The organism is Stenotrophomonas koreensis (assembly GCF_001431525.1).
Lineage (GTDB): Bacteria > Pseudomonadota > Gammaproteobacteria > Xanthomonadales > Xanthomonadaceae > Stenotrophomonas > Stenotrophomonas koreensis.
Genome location: NZ_LDJH01000024.1, coordinates 22,550 through 43,197, shown reverse-complemented (window position 1 = coordinate 43,197; position 20,648 = coordinate 22,550). Strand labels below are relative to the sequence as shown.

The 20,648-nt window shown below is 69.6% G+C and carries 15 protein-coding genes; 4 read left to right on the top strand and 11 right to left on the bottom strand.

What is annotated here, in order from left to right; all coding sequences use genetic code 11:
- Window positions 1-103: 103 nt before the first annotated feature.
- Window positions 104-1,027, top strand: a complete 924-nt coding sequence (panE, locus tag ABB25_RS11760) for a 2-dehydropantoate 2-reductase (protein ID WP_057667036.1) — start codon at window positions 104-106, stop codon at window positions 1,025-1,027.
- A gap of 53 nt (window positions 1,028-1,080) precedes the next feature.
- On the opposite strand, the gene ABB25_RS11755 is transcribed toward panE, so the two are convergent.
- From ABB25_RS11755 to ABB25_RS11745, 3 genes are all read right to left on the bottom strand, one after another.
- Window positions 1,081-4,170, bottom strand: a complete 3,090-nt coding sequence (locus ABB25_RS11755; RefSeq protein WP_057667034.1) for an efflux RND transporter permease subunit — start codon at window positions 4,168-4,170, stop codon at window positions 1,081-1,083.
- Window positions 4,167-5,324: an efflux RND transporter periplasmic adaptor subunit gene (locus ABB25_RS11750; protein ID WP_152981201.1), complete on the bottom strand. Its 1,158-nt coding sequence runs from the start codon at window positions 5,322-5,324 to the stop codon at window positions 4,167-4,169. The genes ABB25_RS11755 and ABB25_RS11750 overlap by 4 nt, the downstream gene beginning before the upstream one ends.
- A 129-nt stretch (window positions 5,325-5,453) precedes the next feature.
- Window positions 5,454-6,266: a TatD family hydrolase gene (locus tag ABB25_RS11745; RefSeq protein WP_057667032.1), complete on the bottom strand. Its 813-nt coding sequence runs from the start codon at window positions 6,264-6,266 to the stop codon at window positions 5,454-5,456.
- 77 nt (window positions 6,267-6,343) lie between these two features.
- Here ABB25_RS11745 and hrpB point away from each other — a divergent pair, with 77 nt between their 5' ends.
- Entirely contained in the window at window positions 6,344-8,848 is a 2,505-nt protein-coding gene (hrpB, locus tag ABB25_RS11740) for an ATP-dependent helicase HrpB (RefSeq protein WP_057667030.1), read from the top strand.
- A 94-nt stretch (window positions 8,849-8,942) separates the two neighbouring features.
- Here the strand turns inward: hrpB and ABB25_RS11735 are convergent, their stop codons facing one another.
- Window positions 8,943-9,542: a helix-hairpin-helix domain-containing protein gene (locus tag ABB25_RS11735; protein WP_057667029.1), complete on the bottom strand. Its 600-nt coding sequence runs from the start codon at window positions 9,540-9,542 to the stop codon at window positions 8,943-8,945.
- 244 nt (window positions 9,543-9,786) lie between these two features.
- On the opposite strand from ABB25_RS11735, the gene ABB25_RS11730 reads away from it, so the two are divergent.
- The gene (locus tag ABB25_RS11730; protein ID WP_057667027.1) at window positions 9,787-10,134 is read left to right on the top strand and encodes a hypothetical protein; all 348 of its coding nucleotides are present in this window, start codon (window positions 9,787-9,789) and stop codon (window positions 10,132-10,134) included.
- 18 nt (window positions 10,135-10,152) lie between these two features.
- Here ABB25_RS11730 and ABB25_RS11725 read toward each other — a convergent pair whose 3' ends face one another.
- Complete coding sequence (locus ABB25_RS11725; RefSeq protein ID WP_057667025.1) at window positions 10,153-10,692, bottom strand: pseudouridine synthase; 540 nt, start codon at window positions 10,690-10,692, stop codon at window positions 10,153-10,155.
- A gap of 56 nt (window positions 10,693-10,748) precedes the next feature.
- Window positions 10,749-11,663, bottom strand: coding sequence for a class I SAM-dependent methyltransferase (locus ABB25_RS11720; protein ID WP_083488298.1), 915 nt, complete (start codon window positions 11,661-11,663; stop codon window positions 10,749-10,751).
- 148 nt (window positions 11,664-11,811) lie between these two features.
- On the opposite strand from ABB25_RS11720, the gene ABB25_RS11715 reads away from it, so the two are divergent.
- Complete coding sequence (locus tag ABB25_RS11715; RefSeq protein WP_057667023.1) at window positions 11,812-12,768, top strand: aldo/keto reductase; 957 nt, start codon at window positions 11,812-11,814, stop codon at window positions 12,766-12,768.
- Between the two features lie 83 nt (window positions 12,769-12,851).
- Here ABB25_RS11715 and ABB25_RS11710 read toward each other — a convergent pair whose 3' ends face one another.
- The 5 genes from ABB25_RS11710 to ABB25_RS11690 form a co-directional block, all read right to left on the bottom strand.
- A complete protein-coding gene (locus ABB25_RS11710; RefSeq protein ID WP_057667021.1) occupies window positions 12,852-13,547 on the bottom strand; it encodes an alpha/beta fold hydrolase in 696 nt (231 codons plus the stop codon).
- Window positions 13,548-13,622: 75 nt separating this feature from the next.
- Entirely contained in the window at window positions 13,623-16,340 is a 2,718-nt protein-coding gene (locus ABB25_RS11705) for a bifunctional acetate--CoA ligase family protein/GNAT family N-acetyltransferase (RefSeq protein ID WP_057667019.1), read from the bottom strand.
- 107 nt (window positions 16,341-16,447) lie between these two features.
- On the bottom strand, window positions 16,448-19,768 hold the full coding sequence (locus tag ABB25_RS11700; protein ID WP_057667018.1) for an ankyrin repeat domain-containing protein: 3,321 nt from the start codon (window positions 19,766-19,768) through the stop codon (window positions 16,448-16,450).
- Entirely contained in the window at window positions 19,761-20,033 is a 273-nt protein-coding gene (locus ABB25_RS11695) for a YcgL domain-containing protein (RefSeq protein ID WP_057667016.1), read from the bottom strand. Before ABB25_RS11695 ends, ABB25_RS11700 begins: the two co-directional genes overlap by 8 nt.
- A 175-nt stretch (window positions 20,034-20,208) precedes the next feature.
- Window positions 20,209-20,646 (bottom strand): hypothetical protein, encoded by a 438-nt coding sequence (locus ABB25_RS11690; protein ID WP_057667014.1) that lies wholly within the window; start codon window positions 20,644-20,646, stop codon window positions 20,209-20,211.
- Window positions 20,647-20,648 lie beyond the last annotated feature (2 nt).

Genomic DNA, 20,648 nt, shown 5'->3' with positions numbered 1-20,648 from the left:
TCGAAATGCATTTTTGTCTGCGCACATTAGCCGACACTGCCCGGCCACAAAACGGACGCGGCGCCGTATGCTGACCGCCATCCCATTTTCCTGAAACGACGCCATGCGCATCCTCATCCTTGGTGCCGGTGCCACCGGCGGATATTTCGGCGCCCGCCTGGCCCAGGCCGGTGTGGATGTCAGCTTCGCGCTGCGCCCGGCCCGTGCACGGCACATACGCGAACACGGGCTGTGCGTGCGCAGCCCGCTGGGTGATGTGCAGCTGGCAGCCAAGGTGCTCAGCGCCGACCAACTGGCCGATGCCCCGCCGTTCGACCTGGTCCTGCTCAGCTGCAAGGCCTATGACCTGGACAGCGCAATCGAGGCCATTGCCCCGGCCGTGAGCGCCGGCACCACCCTGTTGCCGGTACTCAACGGCCTGGCCCATTACCCGTTGCTGGATGACCGCTTCGGTGCGGACAACGTGCTCGGCGGGCTGTGCTTCATTTCCGCGGTGCTGGCCGCCGATGGCGTGATCGACCACCTCGACCGGCCGGCGCGGCTGACCTTCGGCGAGCGTTCCAGCCAGCGCCTCAGTCCGCGGGTACAGGCGCTGGCCGCGGCCTGCACCGCCGCCGGCATCGACCATGTGGCCAGCACCGACATCGCCGCCGAGCAGTGGATCAAATTCAGCTTCCTGGCCACCCTGGCCGGTGCCACCTGCCTGCACCGCAGCGACCTGGGCGGCATCCTCGCCCGCGATGGCGGGCAGGAGTTCATCAGCGGCCTGCATGAGGAATGCCTGGCGGTGGCCGCCGCCAGTGGCCACCCGGTCGCGGACAAGCCACGCGCCATCGCCCGCGCCAGCCTGACCCAGGCCGGATCGACGATGAAGGCCTCGATGCTGCGCGACATGGAAGCCGGCAAGCCGATCGAGGCGGCCCACCTGATCGGCGACCTGCTGGCCCGTGCCCGCGTTCTGGACGTGGCCACGCCGCGGCTGGAAACGGTGTGGGTGGCGCTGCAGGGCTACCGCCCCGCTGCCTGACACCCTGCGCACCTGGCCGCCACGATGGCAGCCACCACCGCGGCGGTGGCCGGTCAGCCGCCCTTGTCCGCAGCCGCAGCCACCGGCTTGTTGCCGCCGCCACGGCCCAGCCGCCGGGCCAGGCTGCTGCCCAGGTCATCAAGCACGGTATAAGCGGCCGGAATCACGATCAGGCTGAGCACGGTGGAGGTGATCAGGCCACCAATCACCGCCACCGCCATCGGCGCGCGCACGCTGGAATCGCCGGACAGGCCAAGCACGATCGGCAACATGCCCGCGCCCATCGCCACGGTGGTCATGATCACCGGCTGCGCCCGTTTGCGGCAGGCATCGATCAGCGCGTCATGCTGGCTCAGGCCGTGCTCGTCCTCGGCAATCACCGCATAGTCCACCAGCAGGATGGAGTTCTTGGTGGCAATGCCGATCAGCATCAACAGACCGATCAGCGCCGGCAGCGAGAGCATGTTGCCGGTGAGCAGCAGCGCGCCAAACGCACCGCCGGCGCACAGCGGCACCGCGGTCAGGATGGTCAGCGGCATCATCGGGTGGTTGAGCAGCAACAGCAGCACCATGTAGATGCAGACGATGCCGGCCAGCATCGCCAGCGCAAAGCCGGTGAACATCTCCACGAACACCTCGGCATCGCCGGCGGCGATGAACTGCACGCCATCGGGCAACTGCTGCAGGCTGGGCAGCTTCTGCACCGTGGCCATCACCTCGCCCAGCGGCTGGCCATTGAGTTCGGCGGTCAGGGTGACGCTGCGCTGGCGCTGGTAGCGCGAGATGGTGGAGGGCCCGCTGCCCACGGAGATATCGGCCACCGCCGACAGCGGCACCGCCCCGTTGCGTGCCGGCACCCGCAGCAGACCGATCAGCGCCGGGTTGTCCAATGCCGATTGCGGCAGGCCCACACGGATCGGGATCTGCCGCTCGGGCAGGTTGAGCTTGGCCATGCGCTGGGTGTAATCGCCGGAGGTGGCGATGCGCGCGGCCTCGGCTATGTCGGCGGTGGCCACTCCCAGGTCGGCAGCCCGCGCCGGATCCGGGGTGATCACGATTTCCGGGCGCAGCAGGGCGGCGCTGGACTGGATCGAGCCCAGGCCAGGCAGGGTACGCAGGTCGCGTTCCAGTGCTTCTGCGGCAATGCCCAGACGCTGCGGGTCATCGCCGGCCAGCACCAGCTGCATCTTCTCGCCCGGCTCGTTGGAGATGAAGCTCAGCCGCGCACCGGGCAGGTCGGCCACGCGCTCGCGCACCAGCCGCTCCAGCACCTTCTGGTCACGCTCACGCTCATCGGCCGGCCCCCAGTCCAGGGTCAGCAGCGCCTTGCGCACCTCCCCCACCGGCGAAGCGGTCGGGTCGCCGTTGTCCAGCACGCCGCCGACCGTGGTGTAGACCTGCGCAAGCTCGGGAATATCAGACACCAGCGCGCGTGCGCGCTCGGCAACGGTAGTGGTGTGCTCGATCGAGGTGCCCGGGGCCAGCTCGATGGACAGGTTGCTGCGGCCCAGGTCGGAGAACGGAATGAAGGTGGCCGGGATCAACGGCACCAGCGCCATCGAGGCGATAAAGAAGCCCAGGGCCATCAGCAGGGTCTTGCCGCGGTGGCGCAGTGCGCGGTCCACCCATCCCAGGTACCAGGTCATCACCCGGCCCTGGCGGTGCTCGCGCCCATCGGCCTTGAGCAGGTAGGCGGCCATCATCGGCGTGAGCAGGCGCGCCACCAGCAGCGAGAACAGCACGGCGGTGGCCGCAGTCCAGCCGAATTCGCGGAAGAACTTGCCGGCAATGCCGGGCATGAAGGCCACCGGGATGAACACCGCCGCCAGCGTCACCGAGGTCGCGATCACCGCCATGCCGATTTCATCTGCCGCTTCGCGGGCGGCTTCCAGCGGCGTCTTGCCCATGCGCAGGTGGCGCACGATGTTCTCGATCTCCACGATCGCATCATCGACCAGGATGCCGACCACCGCCGCCAGCGCCAGCAGGGTGAGGATGTTGAGCGAGAAGTCGAACAAGTACATCACCGCGAAGGTCGGGATGATCGACAGCGGCAGCGCGACGGCGGCAATCCAGGTGGCACGCCAGTCGCGCAGGAACAGCCACACCACCAGCACCGCCAGCAATGCGCCCTCGTAGAGCATCATCATCGAGGACGAGTACGAGGTGCGGGTCTCCTGCACCATGTCGGTCACCAGGCGGATGTCGATGCCCGGGTTGTCGGCACGCAGCCTGGCCACCGCCGCCTCGACCGCGTCGGCCACGGCCAGCTCGCTGGCCTTGCGCGTGCGCGACACCGAGAAGGCCACCGCCGGCTTGCCATCGAGCAGCGCCAGTTGTTCGGTATCGGCCGCACCATCGCTGATCGTGGCCAGGTGCGACAGGCGCACGCTGCGGCCATCGGGCAGCGCGATGCTGTAGCCGCCCAGCTCCTGCGCGGTGGCAAGGGTACCGACGGTGCGGATCACCTGGCGCCCGCCATCCAGCTCGACCTTGCCGCCAGCCTGCTCGAGCTGGAAGCGCGCCAGCTGCTGGCTGACCATGCCGGCAGTGACGCCGTACGCCTGCAATGCCGCCGGATCCAGATCCACCCTCACCTGGCGGTCGATCCCGCCCACGCGCTTGACCTGGGCCACCCCGGGAATGCCGTACATCGCACGGGTCACGTCGCGGTCGACGAACCAGCTCAGCTCGTCCGGTGCCAGGTGGTCGGCAATCACCGCCCAGGTCTGCAGCGCGCCGCCGATATCGACCTTGGACACCACCGGTTCCTGGATGTCCTGCGGCAGGTCCATGCGGATCCGGCTGACCGCATCACGGGTGTCATCCAGCGCCTGGCCCAGCTCGGTATCCATATGGAACTCGAGCATGGTCGTGCTCATGCCCTCGTCCACCGAGGACATCACCCGCTTGATCCCCGGGATCGTCGCCACCGCGTCCTCGACCTTGCGCGTGACCTCGGCCTCCAGCTGGCTCGGCGAGGCACCCGGCTGGCTGACACTGACCGTGGTCATCGGCAGCGAGACATCAGGAAAACGCGCCACCGACAGATGCTGGAAGCACCACAGCCCGGCCACGCACAGGATGAAGAACAGCATCAGTGACGGCAGTGGCCGCCGGATTGCCCAGGCAGAGAAGTTCATGCGCCGCCTGCCTTGGCAGCGGCGTCGTTCGCGTCAGATGGGCGGGGGTCAGGCGCTGCGGGCGCTGCCGCACCGGGCGATTCAGTTGCACTGCCATCGACCACGCGCACGCGGTCGCCATCACCGAGGAAGCCTGCCCCCTCCAGCACCACCTTGTCACCGGCTGCCACGCCATCCAGCAGCAAGGTACGGCCATTGACCGCAGCGCCGGTCTGCACCCGCACACGGCGGGCCACGCCCTGCTCGTCCACGGTGAACACGTACGGCAGGCCATCGCGCAGCACCACCGCCGCAGCGGGCACGGTCAAGCCGCTGCCCTGGCCGACCTGGATCCGGCCTTCGACATAACTGCCCGGCTGCAGGCTGCCCGGATCGGGCAGGTCGACGTGCACGGTGCCGGTACGGGTCTGCGCATCGACGCCCGGGCTGACCGCGCGCACGGTGCCGGTCACCGGGCCTTCGCGGCTGGGCAGGCTGACGCTGTCACCGACGCTCACCTGGGCCAGCTCACCTTCCGACAGCTCGGCGCGCCACTCCAGGCGGCCATCGCGGATCAGGCGCAGCAGTTCGCTGCCGGCCGCGACGATCTGCCCGGGCTGGACCAGACGCCTGGAGATGATGCCGTCCGCCGGTGCCCGCAGGCGGGCGAAGTCACGGCGCAGCGCGGCGTTGTCGCGCACGGCGGCAGCGGTGCCGACACGGGCCTGGGCGCTGATGCGCTGGGCGCGCAGTTCATCCAGCTGGGCGGCGCTGATCAGCTGCTGCGCGGCCAACGGCTCGGCGCGACGCACATTGGCCTGGGCCAGTTCCAGCGCGGCCTGGGCCTCGCGCAGGCCGGCCTCGGCCTGGGCCAGATCGGCCGCCACACTGCGCGCGTCCAGCTCCAGCAGCACCTGGCCCTGCTTTACGCGTTGGCCGACATCGACATTGAGCGCGGTGATGCGCACCCCGCTCAGTTCCACACCCAACTGCATCTCTTCCCAGGCCGTGACCGGGCCGGAAACCACCACGCTGCGGTCGATCACGCTTTGGCTGACCGGTACCAGGCTGACGGCCAGGGTGGTGGGCGCAGCGGCGGGCTCTTGCTTGCCGCAGGCGGCAAGCAAGAACAGCGAGGTGGCGGCAAGGGCAAGGCAGCGGGCTCTGGGGGACATACAGCGCATCCGGCAAGGCCGCTCCACGCTGGCGCGGCAAGGCGCCCATTTTGCCGTTTCCGTTACTGAACGCGATGTCCAGCCACGAACCCGGTGGCCTGCAGGAAAGGCCCGCAGATCGCCCTGGGCTCAGACGGCGCCCGGCAACCCGAAGAAGCCGCGGCTGGCCGCAGTGGCGCGGGCGGCGGTGAGCGCCACCTCCTCGCCACGGTCGCGCGCCACTTCCTCCACGATATGGGCCAAAAAGGCCGGCTCGTTGCGGCGATCCTTGGGCAGTGGTTTGAGTGTGCGCGGCAGCAGGTAGGGGCAGTCGGTCTCGATCATCAGCCGCTGGTGCGGGATGTGTTTGACCAGCTCGCGCAGGTGGGCGCCACGGCGCTCGTCGCACAGCCAGCCGGTGATGCCGATGTACCAGTCGCGGTCCAGGTAATCGAACAGCTCGCGCTTGTCGGCGGTGAAGCAGTGCACCACCGCCGGGCCGTGCTGACCATCGAAGTTCTTCATCACGGCCAGGAAGTCCTCGTGGGCATCGCGCTGGTGCAGGAACAGCGGCTTGGTCCGGCCGGCCGCGTGCAGGTCGGCGGCGATCTGCAGCTGCATCTCGAAGGCGCGGCGCTGGGCCGGGCGTGGCGAGAAATCGCGGTTGAAATCCAGCCCGCATTCGCCCACCGCCACCACTTCGGCGTGCTCGTGCAGCGCGCGGATCTCGGCGTCGCACTCGGCGGTGTACTCGCTGGCGTGGTGCGGGTGCACGCCGGCGGTGGCGTACAGGAAGCCGGGATGCTGCTGCGCCAGTTCCAGTGCCTTCGGGCTTTCGGCGCGGCTGGCACCGGTGACGATCATCTGCACCACGCCAGCGGCGCGGGCCCGCTCCAGCACGGCCGCGCGGTCGCGGTCGAAGGATTCGTGGGTCAGGTTGGCGCCAATGTCGATCAGTTCCATGCCGGCAGGTCTTGCGTGAACGGGAAAGCCGCACAGTGTAGGCGCTGGCCGGCAAACACTGGCTTTATCCTTGTGCGATGCACGTTGCCGATTTCCCGATTACCCCGCTGCTGCCGGCCATCACCGCCAGCCTGACCGACCACCCGCGCCTGGTGCTGGAAGCCCCGCCCGGCGCCGGCAAGACCACCCAGGTGCCGCTGGCCCTGCTCGCTGCGCCGTGGCTGGCAGGGCAGAAGATCCTGATGCTGGAGCCGCGCCGCGTCGCCGCGCGCTCGGCCGCGCAGTTCATGGCGCGCCAGCTGGGACAGCCGGTCGGGGAAACGGTGGGCTACCGCATCCGCTTCGAGAACAAGGTCAGTGCCGCCACCCGGATCGAGGTGGTCACCGAGGGCATCCTGACCCGGATGATCCAGGACGACCCGCTGCTGGAAGGCGTCGGCGCGATCGTGTTCGACGAATTCCACGAGCGTCATCTCTCGGCCGACCTTGGCCTGGCGCTGGCGCTGGACGTGCAGGCCGGCCTGCGCGAGGACCTGCGCCTGGTGGTGATGTCGGCCACCCTGGATGGCGAGCGGTTGGCGCGCTTTCTCGATGCACCGCGGCTGTCCAGCGAAGGCCGCAGCTATCCGGTGGAGGTCTCGCACTTCCCGGCCCGGCGCGAGGAAGCACTGGAGGCGCAGGTGCGGCGCGCGGTGGTTGCTGCGGTCGAACAGCATCCCGGCGATGTACTGGTGTTTCTGCCCGGCCAGCGCGAGATCGGGAAAGTGAGCGCCGCGCTGGACGGCCAGCTGCCGGCCAGCACCGAGGTGCTGGCCCTGCACGGCGAGCTGCCGGTCGAGGCCCAGCAGCGTGTGCTCAGCCCCGCGCCCGATGGCCGCCGCCGGGTGGTGCTGGCCACCAACGTGGCCGAGTCCTCGGTCACCCTGCCCGGCGTGCGCGTGGTCATCGATTCGGGCCTGGCGCGCGAGCCGCGCTTTGATCCCAACAGCGGTTTCTCGCGGCTGGACGTGGTCACCATCGCCCAGGCCTCGGCCGACCAGCGCGCCGGCCGCGCCGGGCGCGTCAGCAGTGGCTGGGCCTGGCGGCTGTGGCCGCAGAGCCAGCGCCTGGAGCCGCAGCGGCGCGCCGAGATCGTGCAGACCGAACTGGCCGGGCTGGCACTGGAGCTGGCGGCCTGGGGCAGCGCTGACCTGCGCTTTGTCGATGCTCCGCCGGCCGGCAGCCTGGCCGCCGCGCGCGACCTGCTGCGGCGTCTGGGCGCAGTCAGCGCGGGAGGCGCGATCACCGATACCGGGCGTGCCCTGCTGCGGCTGGGCACCCATCCGCGCCTGGGCGCGATGCTCGCCGCCGCCCGCAGCCCGCGCCAGCGGGCGCTGGCTGCCGACCTGGCGGCACTGATCGAGGCACGTGACCCGCTGCGCGGCGGTGGCGATGGTCTGGCCAGCCGCTGGCGTGCGCTGGCCGCCTTCCGCGATGGCCACACGCCGGGCAATGCCAGCCGCGGTGGCCTGGCCGCGATTGATGCGGCGGCCAAGCAGTGGCGGCGGCGCCTGCGCTGTGAGGACCGGCCGCCGGCCAGCATCGAGGCGCACGAACTGGGGGATCTGCTCGCGCATGCCTTCCCCGACCGCATCGCCGCCATGCATCCGGCCGATCTGCAGCGCTACCTGCTGGCCAACGGCCGCAGCGCGCGCCTGCTCGATGCCAGCGAGCTGCGTGGCGAGCCGTGGATCGTGATCAGCGAGCTGCGCGCCGACACCCGCGACGGCCTGGTGCTGCGCGCCGCCCCGGTGGATGAAAACCACCTGCGCCAGCACTTCCCCGGCGACTTCGTCAGCGAGGACGTGGTGCGCTGGAATGCGGAAAAACGCGCGCTGGAAGCGCGCCGCGAATCACGCTTTGCCCGCATCGTCATCGACAGCCGCCCGGCCGGAAAAGTCGATCTGGCCCAGGCCGCACAGGCGCTCACGGCCGCCATCATGGATCTGGGCATCGCCGCGCTGCCGTGGACCGAATCCCTGCGTCAATGGCAGGCGCGCGTGCAGGGCCTGCGGACGTGGATGCCCGAACTGGGCCTGCCCGATGTCAGCGATGCCGCCCTGCTCGCCTCGCTCGATGACTGGCTGCGCCCGGCCTTTGCCGGCAAGACCCGCATTGATGCCCTGAGCGAGGCCGAGCTCGGCGAGGCGCTCAAGTCCGGCATCGACTGGAACCTGCGCCAGCTCATCGACCGCCATGCGCCCACCCGCATCGCCGTGCCGTCGGGGCTGGAACGCGCCATCACCTATGCCATCGACGATGACGGCGTGAGCCCGCGCCCGCCGGTGCTGGCGGTCAAGCTGCAGGAACTGTTTGGCCTGGCCGACACCCCGCGCATCGCCGACGGCCGCATCCCGCTGCTGCTGCACCTGCTCTCCCCCGGCGGCAAACCGCTGCAGGTCACCGCCGACCTGCGCAACTTCTGGGAGAACACCTATGCGGAAGTGAAAAAGGAAATGAAGGGCCGGTATCCGAGGCACCCATGGCCGGATGACCCGTGGAGCGCCACGGCAACCCACCGGGCAAAACCACGCGGGACATAAGGGTGCTGCCGTCCTTCCAGACCATGACAGAGCGAGGCGGCAATCCACCGTCCTGCCGCCATCGGTCAGCGGATCCCTCGCGCTCCTGCAGCTGTTAGCGCAGGACTGATTCGGCCGGCGCCGCGCCCGCCAGGCTGTGGCCATTGACGGTCAGGCCACAGCGCGAGGCGGCCACTGCCGTTTGCGCTGCCGACAACGGCAGCACGCGGTGGACCAGATCGGCCCAGCCGGTGAACGGACCGCCCTGCTGTCGCGCCAGTACGATCACCTCGGCCCCGTCGGCATCGACCCCGCACACCGCCGCCAACTGCTCACGGCTGGCATGGTTGGCATCCACAGGCTTGTCCAGCACGCGCGGCATCACCGCGGCCTGCGCCTGCTCACGGGCCGCAGCCCTGGCGGCTATCCGGGCCAGGCGCTGCGCATGTTCGGCATCGGCCGCAGCCTCGGCGCGTGCCTGCACCTCGGGACGACGCGCGTGTTCCAGCCGCGCCATCGCCGCCTGCACCTCCTGCCAGGACTGTCGGTCGATACAGCGGTAACGGCTGTTGATCCGGTAGCCATCAGCCTCTGCCTGGTAGATGGCCTGCTGGTCTGGCAACGGCTCTCCGTGGCAAGCCTGCTGGTACGCCTGGCTGGCGGTGCCATCACCCCCACACCCGGCCAGCAGCAGCGCGTACACAACAGCAGCCATGCGCAACTTCTTCGTCTGGCAGACAAGCCACCCCATCGTTCAATTCCCGATCCTTTCCCCAGTGCACAGTATCGGCATCCACGCCGTCCGATGACAGCCACCTGCCACCATCAAGACCACCACCAGCCCTCCACGCCAGAGGGTCTGCTGGGCGACACGACCTGCAGGCTGTGCCCGGATGCACAGCCCGTTTACGATAGAGCGGCCACACTGTGTGGCCTGATCCCCACCGATGGAACGCCTTATGAGCAAGCTGAGCACTATCACCGACACCGCACTGGAACGCGTACTTGAACTGGCTGGCCAGGCCAGCGATGGGCTGAAGCATGGCGGCAGCTCCGCGGCGGACTGGCTCAAGACCGGTGCCGCCATCGGCGCGCTGAAGACCGGCGGCAAGGTTGCAACCAAGGCCGTGCGCCGCCATCCGGGTACCGCGGTGGCGATCGCCGCACTGGGTGTGGGTGTTCTCGGCTATGCGGTGTACCGCAAGCGCAGGAAGGCGCAGGAAGCGGCGCAGCAGCAGGCCGGCAACTACCGCCTGGCCGACCGCCCGCAGGGTCCGCTGGATGATGCCGCCGACCTGGATGGCTGATTGTGGGCTGGCGCCGGGTCAGTCGATCCGGCGCCATTGCCCGGGGGCCAGGCCATCGAGCCGGTGCGCGCCGATGGCTACCCGTACCAGGCGCAAGGTGGGCAGACCGACCGCCGCCGTCATCCGCCGGACCTGACGGTTGCGTCCTTCGCTGATGGTGATTTCCAGCCAGGCATCAGGCACGTTCTTGCGGTAACGCACCGGCGGGTTGCGCGGCCACAGCTGCGGCGCCGGGTCGAGCAGGCGCACCTGCGCCGGCCGGGTCGGGCCGTCATTGAGCACCACCCCATCACGCAGTGCCTGCAGCTGCTCCGCTGCCGGCATGCCCTCCACCATCACCCAGTAGGTCTTGGGCTGCTTGTACTTCGGGTCGGTCAGGCGGTTGGCCAGGCGGCCATCGTCGGTGAGCAGCAGCAGGCCTTCGCTGTCGTAATCCAGCCGCCCGGCGGCATACACGTCCGCAGGCAGGCCGAACCCGGCCAGGGTGGCGCGCGGCGGCGTGCTGCGGTCGGTGAACTGGCACAGCACGTTGAAGGGCTTGTTGAAGGCAATCAGCATGGCAGAACGATGGCGGGACAATGACGGGCAACCCGGCCATTGTCCCACCGCCCCGCTCAGCCTGCCGGCTTGACGAAACGCAGGGTCATGCGGTCGCTCTCGCCGATGGCCTGGTAGCGGGCGGCATCGGCCGGCTCATGCCGGCCCACCGGCGGCAGCGTCCATACCCCGTTGGGGTGGTCCTTGGTGTCGGCCGGGTTGGCGTTGACCTCGCTGGTACCGAGAAGCTGGAAGCCGGCGGCGGTGGCCAGCGCGATCACCTGGTCCTGGCCGACATAGCCACTGCTGTCATCGGCCGGCACATCCGCACGCGCACGATGCTCGACCACACCGAGCACACCGCCGGGCTTGAGCACGTCGAAGAAGGCCTTGAAATAGCCTTCGGCCTGGCCACCGCTGCGCCAGTTGTGCACATTGCGAAAGGTCAGCACCACATCGGCCGAGGCGGCCGGACCCAGCACCGGCGCGGCCGGGTTGAAGGTGAGCACCTCGACCTTGCCGAAGCGTTCGCTGTCACCGGCCAGTTTGGCCTTGAAACCATCCAGGGTGCGCTGCTGGTAATCGCGGCTGCGGCCGTGGGCGACGGCGAGCGGATCGACCAGGGCGCCGATGTAGCGGCCGTGGTCAGCCAGCATCGGCGCCAGGATCTCGGTATACCAGCCGCCTCCCGGAGTGATCTCGATCACCGTGTGGTGCGGCAGCACCCCGAAGAATTCCAGGGTCTGCTGCGGATGGCGGTAGCGGTCACGCGCGACATTGGCCGGGTCGCGCCGGCTGTCGGCCACCGCTGCGGCCAGCGCCGCGCGGGCATGGGCCTGATGCATCGCCGGGTCATGCCCGGCATGCTCATGGCCGGCATGCCCGGCCGGGTGTGCATGCATGCCGTGCTGGGCAGCCGGCGGGTGATCCTGGGCCTGGGCCAGCGGCAGGGCCGCCAGCAGCAATCCGGCAAGGGCAAGACGAGAGTGCATGGTGATCTCCAGCGGTTGGTTATCTGCGCGGCAGCCTAGCATTGGCCACACCGGCAGGGACATCGGCAGCGCACCATGCCGGCGTGGCAGCAAAAAGCTAACCGGTGGTTGTCTATGCTGGGGCTCCCAGAACAAGGAGAACATGCCCATGGTGGCCACCCGTGAGTTGGGCCGTTCCGGCCTTCATGCCGCCCCTCTGGCCTTTGGCGGCAACGTATTTGGCTGGAGCGTGGATGAGCGCACCACCTTTGCGCTGCTCGACGCCTTTGTCGAGGCCGGCTTCAACCTGATCGACACCGCCGATGTGTATTCGGCCTGGGCACCTGGCAACCGCGGCGGTGAATCGGAGACCCTGATCGGGCGCTGGCTCAAGGCCAGTGGCAAACGCGCGCAGGTGCTGATTGCCACCAAGGTGGGCAAATGGGGCGAATTTCCGGGGCTGTCAGCGGGCAACATCAACGCCGCGCTGGAAGGCTCGCTGCGCCGGCTGCAGACCGACACCATCGATCTGTATCAGGCCCATGAAGAAGACCCGGCCGAACCGCTGGAGGCGACCCTGGGCGCCTTTGCGCGCTTGATCGAACAAGGCAAGGTGCGCGCGATCGGCGCGTCCAATTTCAGCCCCGGCAGCCTGCGCCAGGCACTGAAGATTTCCGCCGACTACCACCTGCCCCGCTTTGAAACCCTGCAGCCGCTGTACAACCTGTGCGACCGCGCGGTGTACGAAGACGAGCTGGCGGCCATTGCGCGTCAGCATCAGCTCGGGGTGCTGCCGTATTACGCGCTGGCCAGCGGCTTTTTGACCGGCAAATACCGTACCCCCGCCGATGCGGCGCTGAGCAGTGCCCGCGGTGTCGGTGTGGTTGCCCGCTACTTGAACCCACGCGGGCTGCGCATCCTGCAGGCACTGGATGATGTCGCCAGCCGGCATGCGGCCAGCCCGGCCCAGGTCGCACTGGCCTGGCTGATGGCCCAGCCCACCATCAGCGCACCGATTGCCAGTGCCACCAGCGTGGAGCAGCTGCAGCAGCTGCTGGCCGCCGCGCGCCTGCAGCTCGATGCAGAGGACCTGCGCAGCCTGGACAGCGCTTCGAGCGAGAAGTGAGAAACGAGGAACGAGGAACGAGAGAAGAGAAGCGAGGAGTGAGAGACAGCAGCTCTCGCTGCTCACTCCTCTTCCCTCTTTCCTCAGCCCCGCAGCAGCCAGCGCCGCATTGCCGCGCTTACTGCCGCCGGTTGTTCCAGTGGTGCCAGGTGGCCGCAGGCGGGCAGTTCCACCAGCTCGCTGGCCGGCATCATCGCGGCCATCTCGCGCGAGCGCTGCAGCGGGGTGATGGCGTCATTGACCCCGCACAGCACCAGCGACGGTTCGGCATAGCCGTGCAGTACATCGCGGCCATCCAGCCGCGGCAGCGCGTTCTGGCGCAGGAACACCTGCGGGCCCAGGCGCTGGGTCATGCCACGCACGCTGTCGCGCAGGTCACGGTCATCCTGGCGCGAGGGGTCGACATAGCGGCGCATCATGCTGTTGCCAAAACCGTGGAAATTGCCGGCCACCCCGACCAGCGCCTGCTGCCTGGCACGCAGGGCCGCGCGTTCGGGGCTGTCGGCCAGGTAGGAGGTGCCGATCAGCGCCAGCCGCTCCACCCGCTGCGGGGCCAGGCGCAGGATGTGCTGGGCAACCCAGCCACCGAGCGAGAAACCGGCCAGCGCAAACCGCGGCGGCGCCTTGTCCAGCACCGCGTGGACCAGTGCATCCAGCTGCCCGTGGGTGGTCAGGTCGGCAACCTGGCAGTCGGCGATATCGGCCAGGTCCTGCTGCTGCGCCTGCCACAGGGTGGCATCGTTGAGCAGACCGGGCAGCAGCAACAAGGGCAGGGACATGAGCGGCGGCAGGGTGGAAGCCGCCTATTGTGCGACGCGGCAACAACGCCGGTCGAGCGCCCGGCCACGCAGCGTTCAGTGTTCCAGCCCGCGCCCGTCCACCGGCAGGCTGACCTGCATCAGGGTTGAATCCTCCGGGTCCACGCGCACGCTGAAGCCCAGCCGCCGGCACATGTCCAGCATCGTGCTGTTCTCGCGCAGTACCTGGCCCTGCACCTGCGACAGCCCCAGCCAGCCGGCGTATTCGATCATGATCTTCATCAGCCGCCAGCCCAGCCCGTAGCCCTTCAGGTCCGAGCGCACCAGGATGCCGTATTCGCCGGTGGCGTACTCAGCGTCGGCATGCAGGCGTACCGCACCGAGCATCTCGCCACTGCGCGGGTCCAGCGCCACCAGCGCGATCGAGCGGGCGTAGTCGAGCTGGGTCAGGCGGGCGATGAATTCATGGCTGAAGTGCTTGACCGACTGGAAGAAGCGCATGCGCAGGTCATCGTCGGTAACCCGGGCAAAGAACGCACGGAACAGGCCGTCATCTTCCGGCCGCACCGGACGCACGAAGGCGCTGCCGCCATTGGACAGCTCGATCGTGCGCTCCCATTCGGTGGGATACGGGAAGATCGCAAAGCGCGGATGGCCACGGCCCTTGTGCAGGCGGTGGGTCGGGGTGATCGCCACCCGCGCATCCAGTGCCAGCACGCCATCGGCATCGACCAGCAGCGGGTTGATATCCAGCGTGCGCACCTCGGGGATGTCGGCGGCCAGCTGCGCCAGCTTGACCAGCAGCAGCGCCAGCGCGCGCTCGTCGGCAGCCGGCACATCGCGGTAGCCCTTGAGGATGCGCGAGACCCGGGTGCGGCCGATCAGCTCGTGCGCCAGGCGCAGGTCCAGCGGCGGCAGGCCGATGGCAATGTCATCGATCACTTCCACCGCGGTACCGCCACGGCCGACCACCACCACCGGGCCGAACACCGGGTCATCGGCGATCCCGGCAATCAGCTCGCGGGCCTTGGCGCGCACCACCGTCGGCTGCACCAGCACCCCGGCAATGATCGCTTCCGGACGCAGCCGGCGCGCCGAGTCCAGGATCGCCTCGGCCCCGGTGCGTACCGCAGCCAGGGTGGCCAGGTCCAGACGCACCCCGTGCACATCGGATTTGTTGGGAATATCGGCCGAGTGGATCTTCAGGGTGACCGTATGGCCGGCTTCCAGCAGCGGCTGCGCCAGTTCCAGCACCCCGGCCACATCGCGCGCCAGCTGCAGCGGTGCCATCGCGATGCCGTAGGCCGCCAGCAGGGCATGGGTGGCCTGTGGATCGAGCCAGCGCTGGCCACGGGCCAGCGACTGCTGGATCAGCTGCTGCGCTGCCTGGCGGTCCACCTGGAAATCCTCCGGCAGGCTCGGCGGGGTTTCCATCAGTGCCGCCTGTGCCTGCCGGTAGCGCACCAGGTGCTGGAAACCGGCCACCGCGTCGGCCTCGGAGGCATAGGTCGGGATGCGTGCCGAATGCAGGATGGTGGTGGCCTGCTCGTCGGTGCCCAGCCAGACCGCAAACACCGGTTTGTCGCGCTCGCTGCGCGAGCGGGCCGCCACCGTGCGGGTCATCGCCCGTGCCGCCTCCACCGAAGAGGTGAAGGCGGTGGGCACGTTGATCACCAGCAGGGCATCGTTGCCGGGGTCGGCCAGCAGCGCCTCGATCGCACGGGCATAGCGCTCACCATCGGCATCGACCACCAGGTCCACCGGGTTGGCATGCGGGGCGCCATCGGGCAGCAGCTGGGCCAGTGCCTGCTGGGTCGCCGGTGACAGCGCGGCCAGCTGGCCCTTGAGCATGGCCAGGCGGTCGGCGGCCAGGCGGCCGACGCCGCTGCCGTTGCTGACAATGGCCAGGCGCCGGCCGGGAAAGGTGCCACCGAGCCGGCCCAGGGTCTCGGCGGCGGTGAACAGCTCGTCCAACGCGCCGACCCGCAGCAGGCCGGCGCGGTTGAACGCGGCGGTGTAGATCGCATCGCTGCTGGCCAGCGACTGCACATGGGTGTCATCGCTGCGCGCGGCTGTGCCGCCGCGGCTGCGTCCGGATTTGACCAGCACCACCGGTTTGGCACGCGCCGCCGCGCGCGCGGCGGACATGAACTTGCGCGCATCGCTGATGTTTTCCACATACAGCAGGATCGCGCGGGTGCGGTAATCGGCGGCGAAGTAATCCAGCAGGTCGGCAAAATCGACATCCAGGCTGTCGCCCAGCGAAACCACCGCCGAGAACCCGACCGAACGCGATACCCCCCACTCCACCAGCGCCGCGGCAATCGCGCTGGATTCGGAAATCAGCGCCAGGTCACCGGCCTGCGGGGTGTGCGCGGCAATGGAAGCGTTCAGGCGCGCATGCGGGGCAATCACCCCCAGGCAATGCGGGCCGAGGATGCGCAGGCCGTGCGCACGCGCGCTGCTGTGCAGCCGCTGCGCCAGCGAACCCGGGCCCTGGCCCAGGCCGGCGGTGAGGATGATCGCCGCGGCCACCCCCAGCTCGGCTGCCTCGGCCACCAGCTGCGGCACGATCGGTGCCGGTGCGGTGATCACCACCAGCTCGGGCACCCAGCCCAGGTCGCGCAGACGGCGCACGGTGGCGATGCCGTCGATATGCGGATGGCGTGGATTGATCCAGCCGATCTGGCCGGCAAAGCCGCCTTCGCGCAGGTTGCGCACCACCGCCCGCCCGGCCGAACGTGGACGGGGGCTGCCGCCGATGACCGCAACCGATTGCGGACGGAAGACCGCTTGCAGGTGATAGATGCTCATCCCGGGATGCCTTGCTTGAAAACGCCCTGAGCGTACACGCCAGCGCGTTGCAGGCCCATGCGTCTGATCAATCATCAGGGCGGTCCGCCGGGCCGGCGGACCGCCGCTCAGGCGTTGTCGCGCAGGAACCGCGCCATCGAGGTCACCCCGGGCACCGGAGGCTCGAATTCGCCGGCGATATCGACAAACCCGCGCATGATCGCGATCTCGCGCGGGGTGCGGCCGAGGGTATCGCGCAGCTCGGGGTCGGCCCCGGCCCGCAGCAGACGCTGTACCAGCAGCGGCAGGCCATGCATCGCGGCCAGGTGCAGCGGGCCGAAGCCACGCGCATCGCGGGCATCGATGCTGACCCCTTCATCGAGCAGGCGCTCGACCCCGGCCAGCACCACGTGTTCATCGCAGGCGGTGCCCGCCGTCGCCCCGGCACCGAGCTGCAGCAGCAGCGGGGTCAGCTCCATCGCCGCCACCTGGTCCACCGGCGCCCCGGCCAGCAGCAGGCCGTCATACAGCGCCAGCAGGCGCGAACGATCGCGCGCGGTAAAGCCGTACTGGGCGGCGCAATGCAGCGCGCTCAGGCCCTTGTCATCGACCGCCTGTTCGTCGGCGCCGGCGGACAGCAGGCGCGCGACGACATCGGGCAGGCCCAGCGCGGCGGCCAGCATCAGCACGCTGACCCCACCGGGCAGGCGCTGCTCCAGCGGCGCGCCGGCATCCAGCAGCGCCGCCACGATGTCCAGCTGGCGCATGCTCACCGCCGCGCTCAACGGGGTGGCGCCACTGTGTGCGGCATGCCGGGCATCGGCGCCGCGGGCCAGCAGCAGGTCCACCACCGGCAGATGGCCGCCCCCGGCGGCCCGCAGCAGCGCAGTGCAGCCCTGTGCATCGAGTGCGTCCACCGGCAGGCCGAGGTCGACCAGGCGGCGCACGGCATCGACATCGCCGACCATCGCCGCCGCCGGTACATCGGCCGGGCGCAGCGCCCGCCGCGGCAGCGGCCAGATCCGCCAGTCCAGCCAGTCGGCCAGGTCGCGCCGGCCCTTGGCCAGAGCCACGCCGAGCGGGGTCTGGCCATCGGGGGTACGCGACTGCGGGCTGGCACCGTAACGTACCAGCAGCTTGATCGCGCTCTCGCGGCCCAGCGCGGTGGCCAGGTGCAGGGCAGTCAGGTTGCGGCTGTCGCGTGCCTCGCGGTCGGCGCCACGCTGCAGCAGGCGTTCGGCCAGCTGCAGCCAGCCCAGACGCACGGCCAGCGACAACGGCGGGTCACCGGCTGGCGAGCTGCCGTAACTGTCCAGGCCACGGTCCAGCTGTTCCAGCGCGAAGGCTTCCAGCACCGGCGCCTGCTGCTCCTGGCCCCGGCAGGCCACCAGCCAGCGTGCCAGGCCACCACGCCCGGCCAGCGACACCCCGCGCGCGCTGAGCAGCTGCAACACCGGCAGGCCGCGCGCGCCCATGTCCAGCAGCACAAAACCGGGAATATCACCGGCGCCATTGCTGACCTGCAGGTCGGCAGCGTGCTCCAGCAGCCAGCGCACCGAATCGACCTGTTCGAGTACGGCCGGCTCATGCAGCAGGCTGCCCAGCTCGGCCGGGCTGCACAGCCGCGCCAAGGCATCCATGCCGCGGGTGTTGCCAAAGCCCAGCGCCTCGCGCAGCAGCTCCAGCGGCGGGCGGTCCGGCAATCCCGCCGGCGGGCTGCCCGGTTCGCTGGCGCTCAGCTGCTCGCTCACCGCTGCCGGCAACTCGTAGCCCGGGTCCAGCGCGGCCACCACCGCCCAGCGGCCGGCGGCCGCGGCCATGTCCACCGCCCGCCGGCCATGCGCATCGGTAATGCCCGGATCAAGCTGCAGCGCGAGCAGCTGCTGGATCAAGCCGACCTGGATGCCTTCGGCCGCGCTGGCCAGCCACAGGCCGTTCAAGCCGCTGCCATCGACCGCGTGCAGATCCGGGCGGTACGGCAGCAGTGCCTGTACCGCCTCGCTGCGCGCATGAGCGCAGGCCTCCAGGAACGGGGTGCGCCCGGCGTTGTCGCGTGCTTCCAGGTTCGCTCCGGCATTCATCAGCACCTGGATCAGCTCCAGATGTCCGGCCGCAGCGGCCAGATGCAGCGCACTGCGCCGGCTGCGGTCACGCGCATCCACCCGCGCCTTGTGCTTGAGCAGCAGCTGCACCCCGGCCGGGTCATCATCCTCACCGGCCGCGGCAGCGACCAGCGCCGGCACCGCGTGCTCCAGGTCGGCCTTGGCACCACGCTCGAGCAGGAAGCGCGCCAGTCGCCAGTTGCCGGCCTGGCAGGCAATGGCCAGCGGGCTGTAGCCCTCATTGTTGAGCACGTCCAGCTCGGCGGCGGCATCGCGCAGCAGCGCGGCAACCCCGGGATCGGCGGTACGCGCGGCAAAATGCAGCGGGGTGTTGCCCTCGGCATCGGCAATGCGCACATCCGCGCCATTGGCCAGCAGGGTCATCACCGCTTCCGGACGGCCGTGCCAGCTGTCGCGGGTGGCGGCCAGCAACGCGGTCATGCCGCGATGCGGCTGGTTCAGATCGACCCCGGCAGCAATCAGTGCGCGCAGCAGACGCAGGTCCGGCAGCACCGCGGCCAGCACCGTCAGCTGACGCTGATCACGGCCTTCGGCCGGCGGCAGCGCGTGGGCATCGGCACCGGCGGCCAGCAGCTGCAGCGCCCGGTCCACCCGGCCGGCGCGCGCGGCCTCGTACAGCTCGATGCCCAGCTGGCCCGGCACCACCGGCTCCAGCGGTGCCGGCGGCAACGCCGCTTCGGCAAACAGTTCTTCGGCCAGTGGCGTTGGCGCAGCAGCCGACGGTGCCACCGCCGGGCCCACCCGGATGCCCTGCACCAGCCCGTGCAGCAGCGGTGCCAGCGCGGTACTGGCAACCGCCAGGCCCCATCGCCACGGCGTGGACAGGGCGGCCGGCCACAGCGGCAGCAGTACCAGCACGCACAGCAGCAGCAGGCTGATGCCCACGCCCAGCCCGCGCCAGCTGTACCAGGGCAGGCTGTCGAGCAGGCCACGGTGGGCCGCCAGCGGCCCGCCCTCGGTTTCCAGGGCCTGCCACAACGGCCAGCTGCGCCACAGCAGCAGGGCCACCGCCGACAACGCAACGCTGAACAGCAGGGCCGAACCGAGGCTGCCGCCACCCAGCAACGCACGCAGCGGCAGGTATCCCAGCACGCCGAGCAGGGCCGGCCCCGCCAGCCACATGCCCAGCAACAGCGGCAGCTCCCGGCGCAGCAGCGCCGGGGTCAGCGGGGTGCCACGCCAGCCGCGCAGGCCCAGCGCAAAGGCCGGCTGCGCCAGCCACAGCGCGCCCACGCCCAGTACCCCGCCGGCTCCGCTGGCCAGGGTAAGCAACGCGCCGCACAGCAGTGCCAGCAGCGCCGGACGCCGGGGGGACAGCTCAGCCATCATCGCGCTGGATCAGGGCGGCCAGCACCTGGGCCGGTGACGGCGGCAACTGCAGGAAGAAACCGCGCTCGCTCAATGCGGCGCGCACCTGCTGCGCATCGACGTGGGCCAGCCGCCGCTCCGGCGTCAACTCCACGCTCAGGACAAAACTCAGCGGCGCAAGCGGGGCGCGGACGCTTTCCGGTACCGCCTCGAAATCATCGCGCCTGGCAAGGTAGATATAGGTTTCGGTCTTGCGCTGGCTCTTGTAGACGTATGCGTGCATTCGCGCTGCCGCGCGAACGCGGAGTCTTGATCAGGGAAAATGATTGTGTCGCAAAGCGTCACAAGGTGAAAGCGCAAGGCAACGACCGGCGCAGTGCGCTGCACATTCATGTTTGACCGGGAAGCAGCCGCCGGACAGACCCTGCGCCGGCAAGGCCGGCGCAGGCTGCGACCGATCAGTTGACGCGGGCGTAGGTACCCTTCAGCGCGACGCCAGCCAGGATGGTGCCGGCATAGCATTCATAATTGGTGCTGCTGCGGAACTCGTTGCGCTTGTAGAAGCTGACGATATCCACCACGGCATTGGCACCGCGGGCCTGGGCCCCGCTCTGCAGCGCCTTCAGTGCCGACAGCGCCACCCAGCGGCAGGCCTGCTCGTCACTCTTGTTGGCCGCATTGGTCTTTTTGTTGGTCACATCCTCACCCATCCGCTGGGCCACGCGTACCGGCTGACCAGCCAGGTAGAAACGCACGCTGCCATCAATACCGGCATCGCGCGCTTCCTGGGAAGACAGCAGTTCCTGCAACGACAGCTCCAGCCGGGTATCGCGTGCCTGTGCCGAGGTGGACACCGCCAGCAGCGCAGCAGCAGCAAACAAAACAATACGACGCATCG

Bases quoted from the DNA above. Each gene is read 5' to 3' on its own strand.
- ABB25_RS11715 (WP_057667023.1), top strand. From the start codon at position 11,812: ATGGTGGCCACCCGTGAGTTGGGCCGTTCCGGCCTTCATGCCGCCCCT.
- ABB25_RS11695 (WP_057667016.1), bottom strand. From the start codon at position 20,033: ATGCACGCATACGTCTACAAGAGCCAGCGCAAGACCGAAACCTATATC.
- ABB25_RS11735 (WP_057667029.1), bottom strand. From the start codon at position 9,542: ATGGCTGCTGTTGTGTACGCGCTGCTGCTGGCCGGGTGTGGGGGTGAT.
- ABB25_RS11750 (WP_152981201.1), bottom strand. From the start codon at position 5,324: ATGTCCCCCAGAGCCCGCTGCCTTGCCCTTGCCGCCACCTCGCTGTTC.
- ABB25_RS11690 (WP_057667014.1), bottom strand. From the start codon at position 20,646: ATGCGTCGTATTGTTTTGTTTGCTGCTGCTGCGCTGCTGGCGGTGTCC.
- ABB25_RS11725 (WP_057667025.1), bottom strand. From the start codon at position 10,692: ATGCTGATTGCCTTCAACAAGCCCTTCAACGTGCTGTGCCAGTTCACC.
- ABB25_RS11745 (WP_057667032.1), bottom strand. From the start codon at position 6,266: ATGGAACTGATCGACATTGGCGCCAACCTGACCCACGAATCCTTCGAC.
- ABB25_RS11710 (WP_057667021.1), bottom strand. From the start codon at position 13,547: ATGTCCCTGCCCTTGTTGCTGCTGCCCGGTCTGCTCAACGATGCCACC.
- ABB25_RS11720 (WP_083488298.1), bottom strand. From the start codon at position 11,663: ATGCACTCTCGTCTTGCCCTTGCCGGATTGCTGCTGGCGGCCCTGCCG.
- ABB25_RS11730 (WP_057667027.1), top strand. From the start codon at position 9,787: ATGAGCAAGCTGAGCACTATCACCGACACCGCACTGGAACGCGTACTT.
- ABB25_RS11705 (WP_057667019.1), bottom strand. From the start codon at position 16,340: ATGAGCATCTATCACCTGCAAGCGGTCTTCCGTCCGCAATCGGTTGCG.
- panE (WP_057667036.1), top strand. From the start codon at position 104: ATGCGCATCCTCATCCTTGGTGCCGGTGCCACCGGCGGATATTTCGGC.
- ABB25_RS11755 (WP_057667034.1), bottom strand. From the start codon at position 4,170: ATGAACTTCTCTGCCTGGGCAATCCGGCGGCCACTGCCGTCACTGATG.
- ABB25_RS11700 (WP_057667018.1), bottom strand. From the start codon at position 19,768: ATGGCTGAGCTGTCCCCCCGGCGTCCGGCGCTGCTGGCACTGCTGTGC.
- hrpB (WP_057667030.1), top strand. From the start codon at position 6,344: ATGCACGTTGCCGATTTCCCGATTACCCCGCTGCTGCCGGCCATCACC.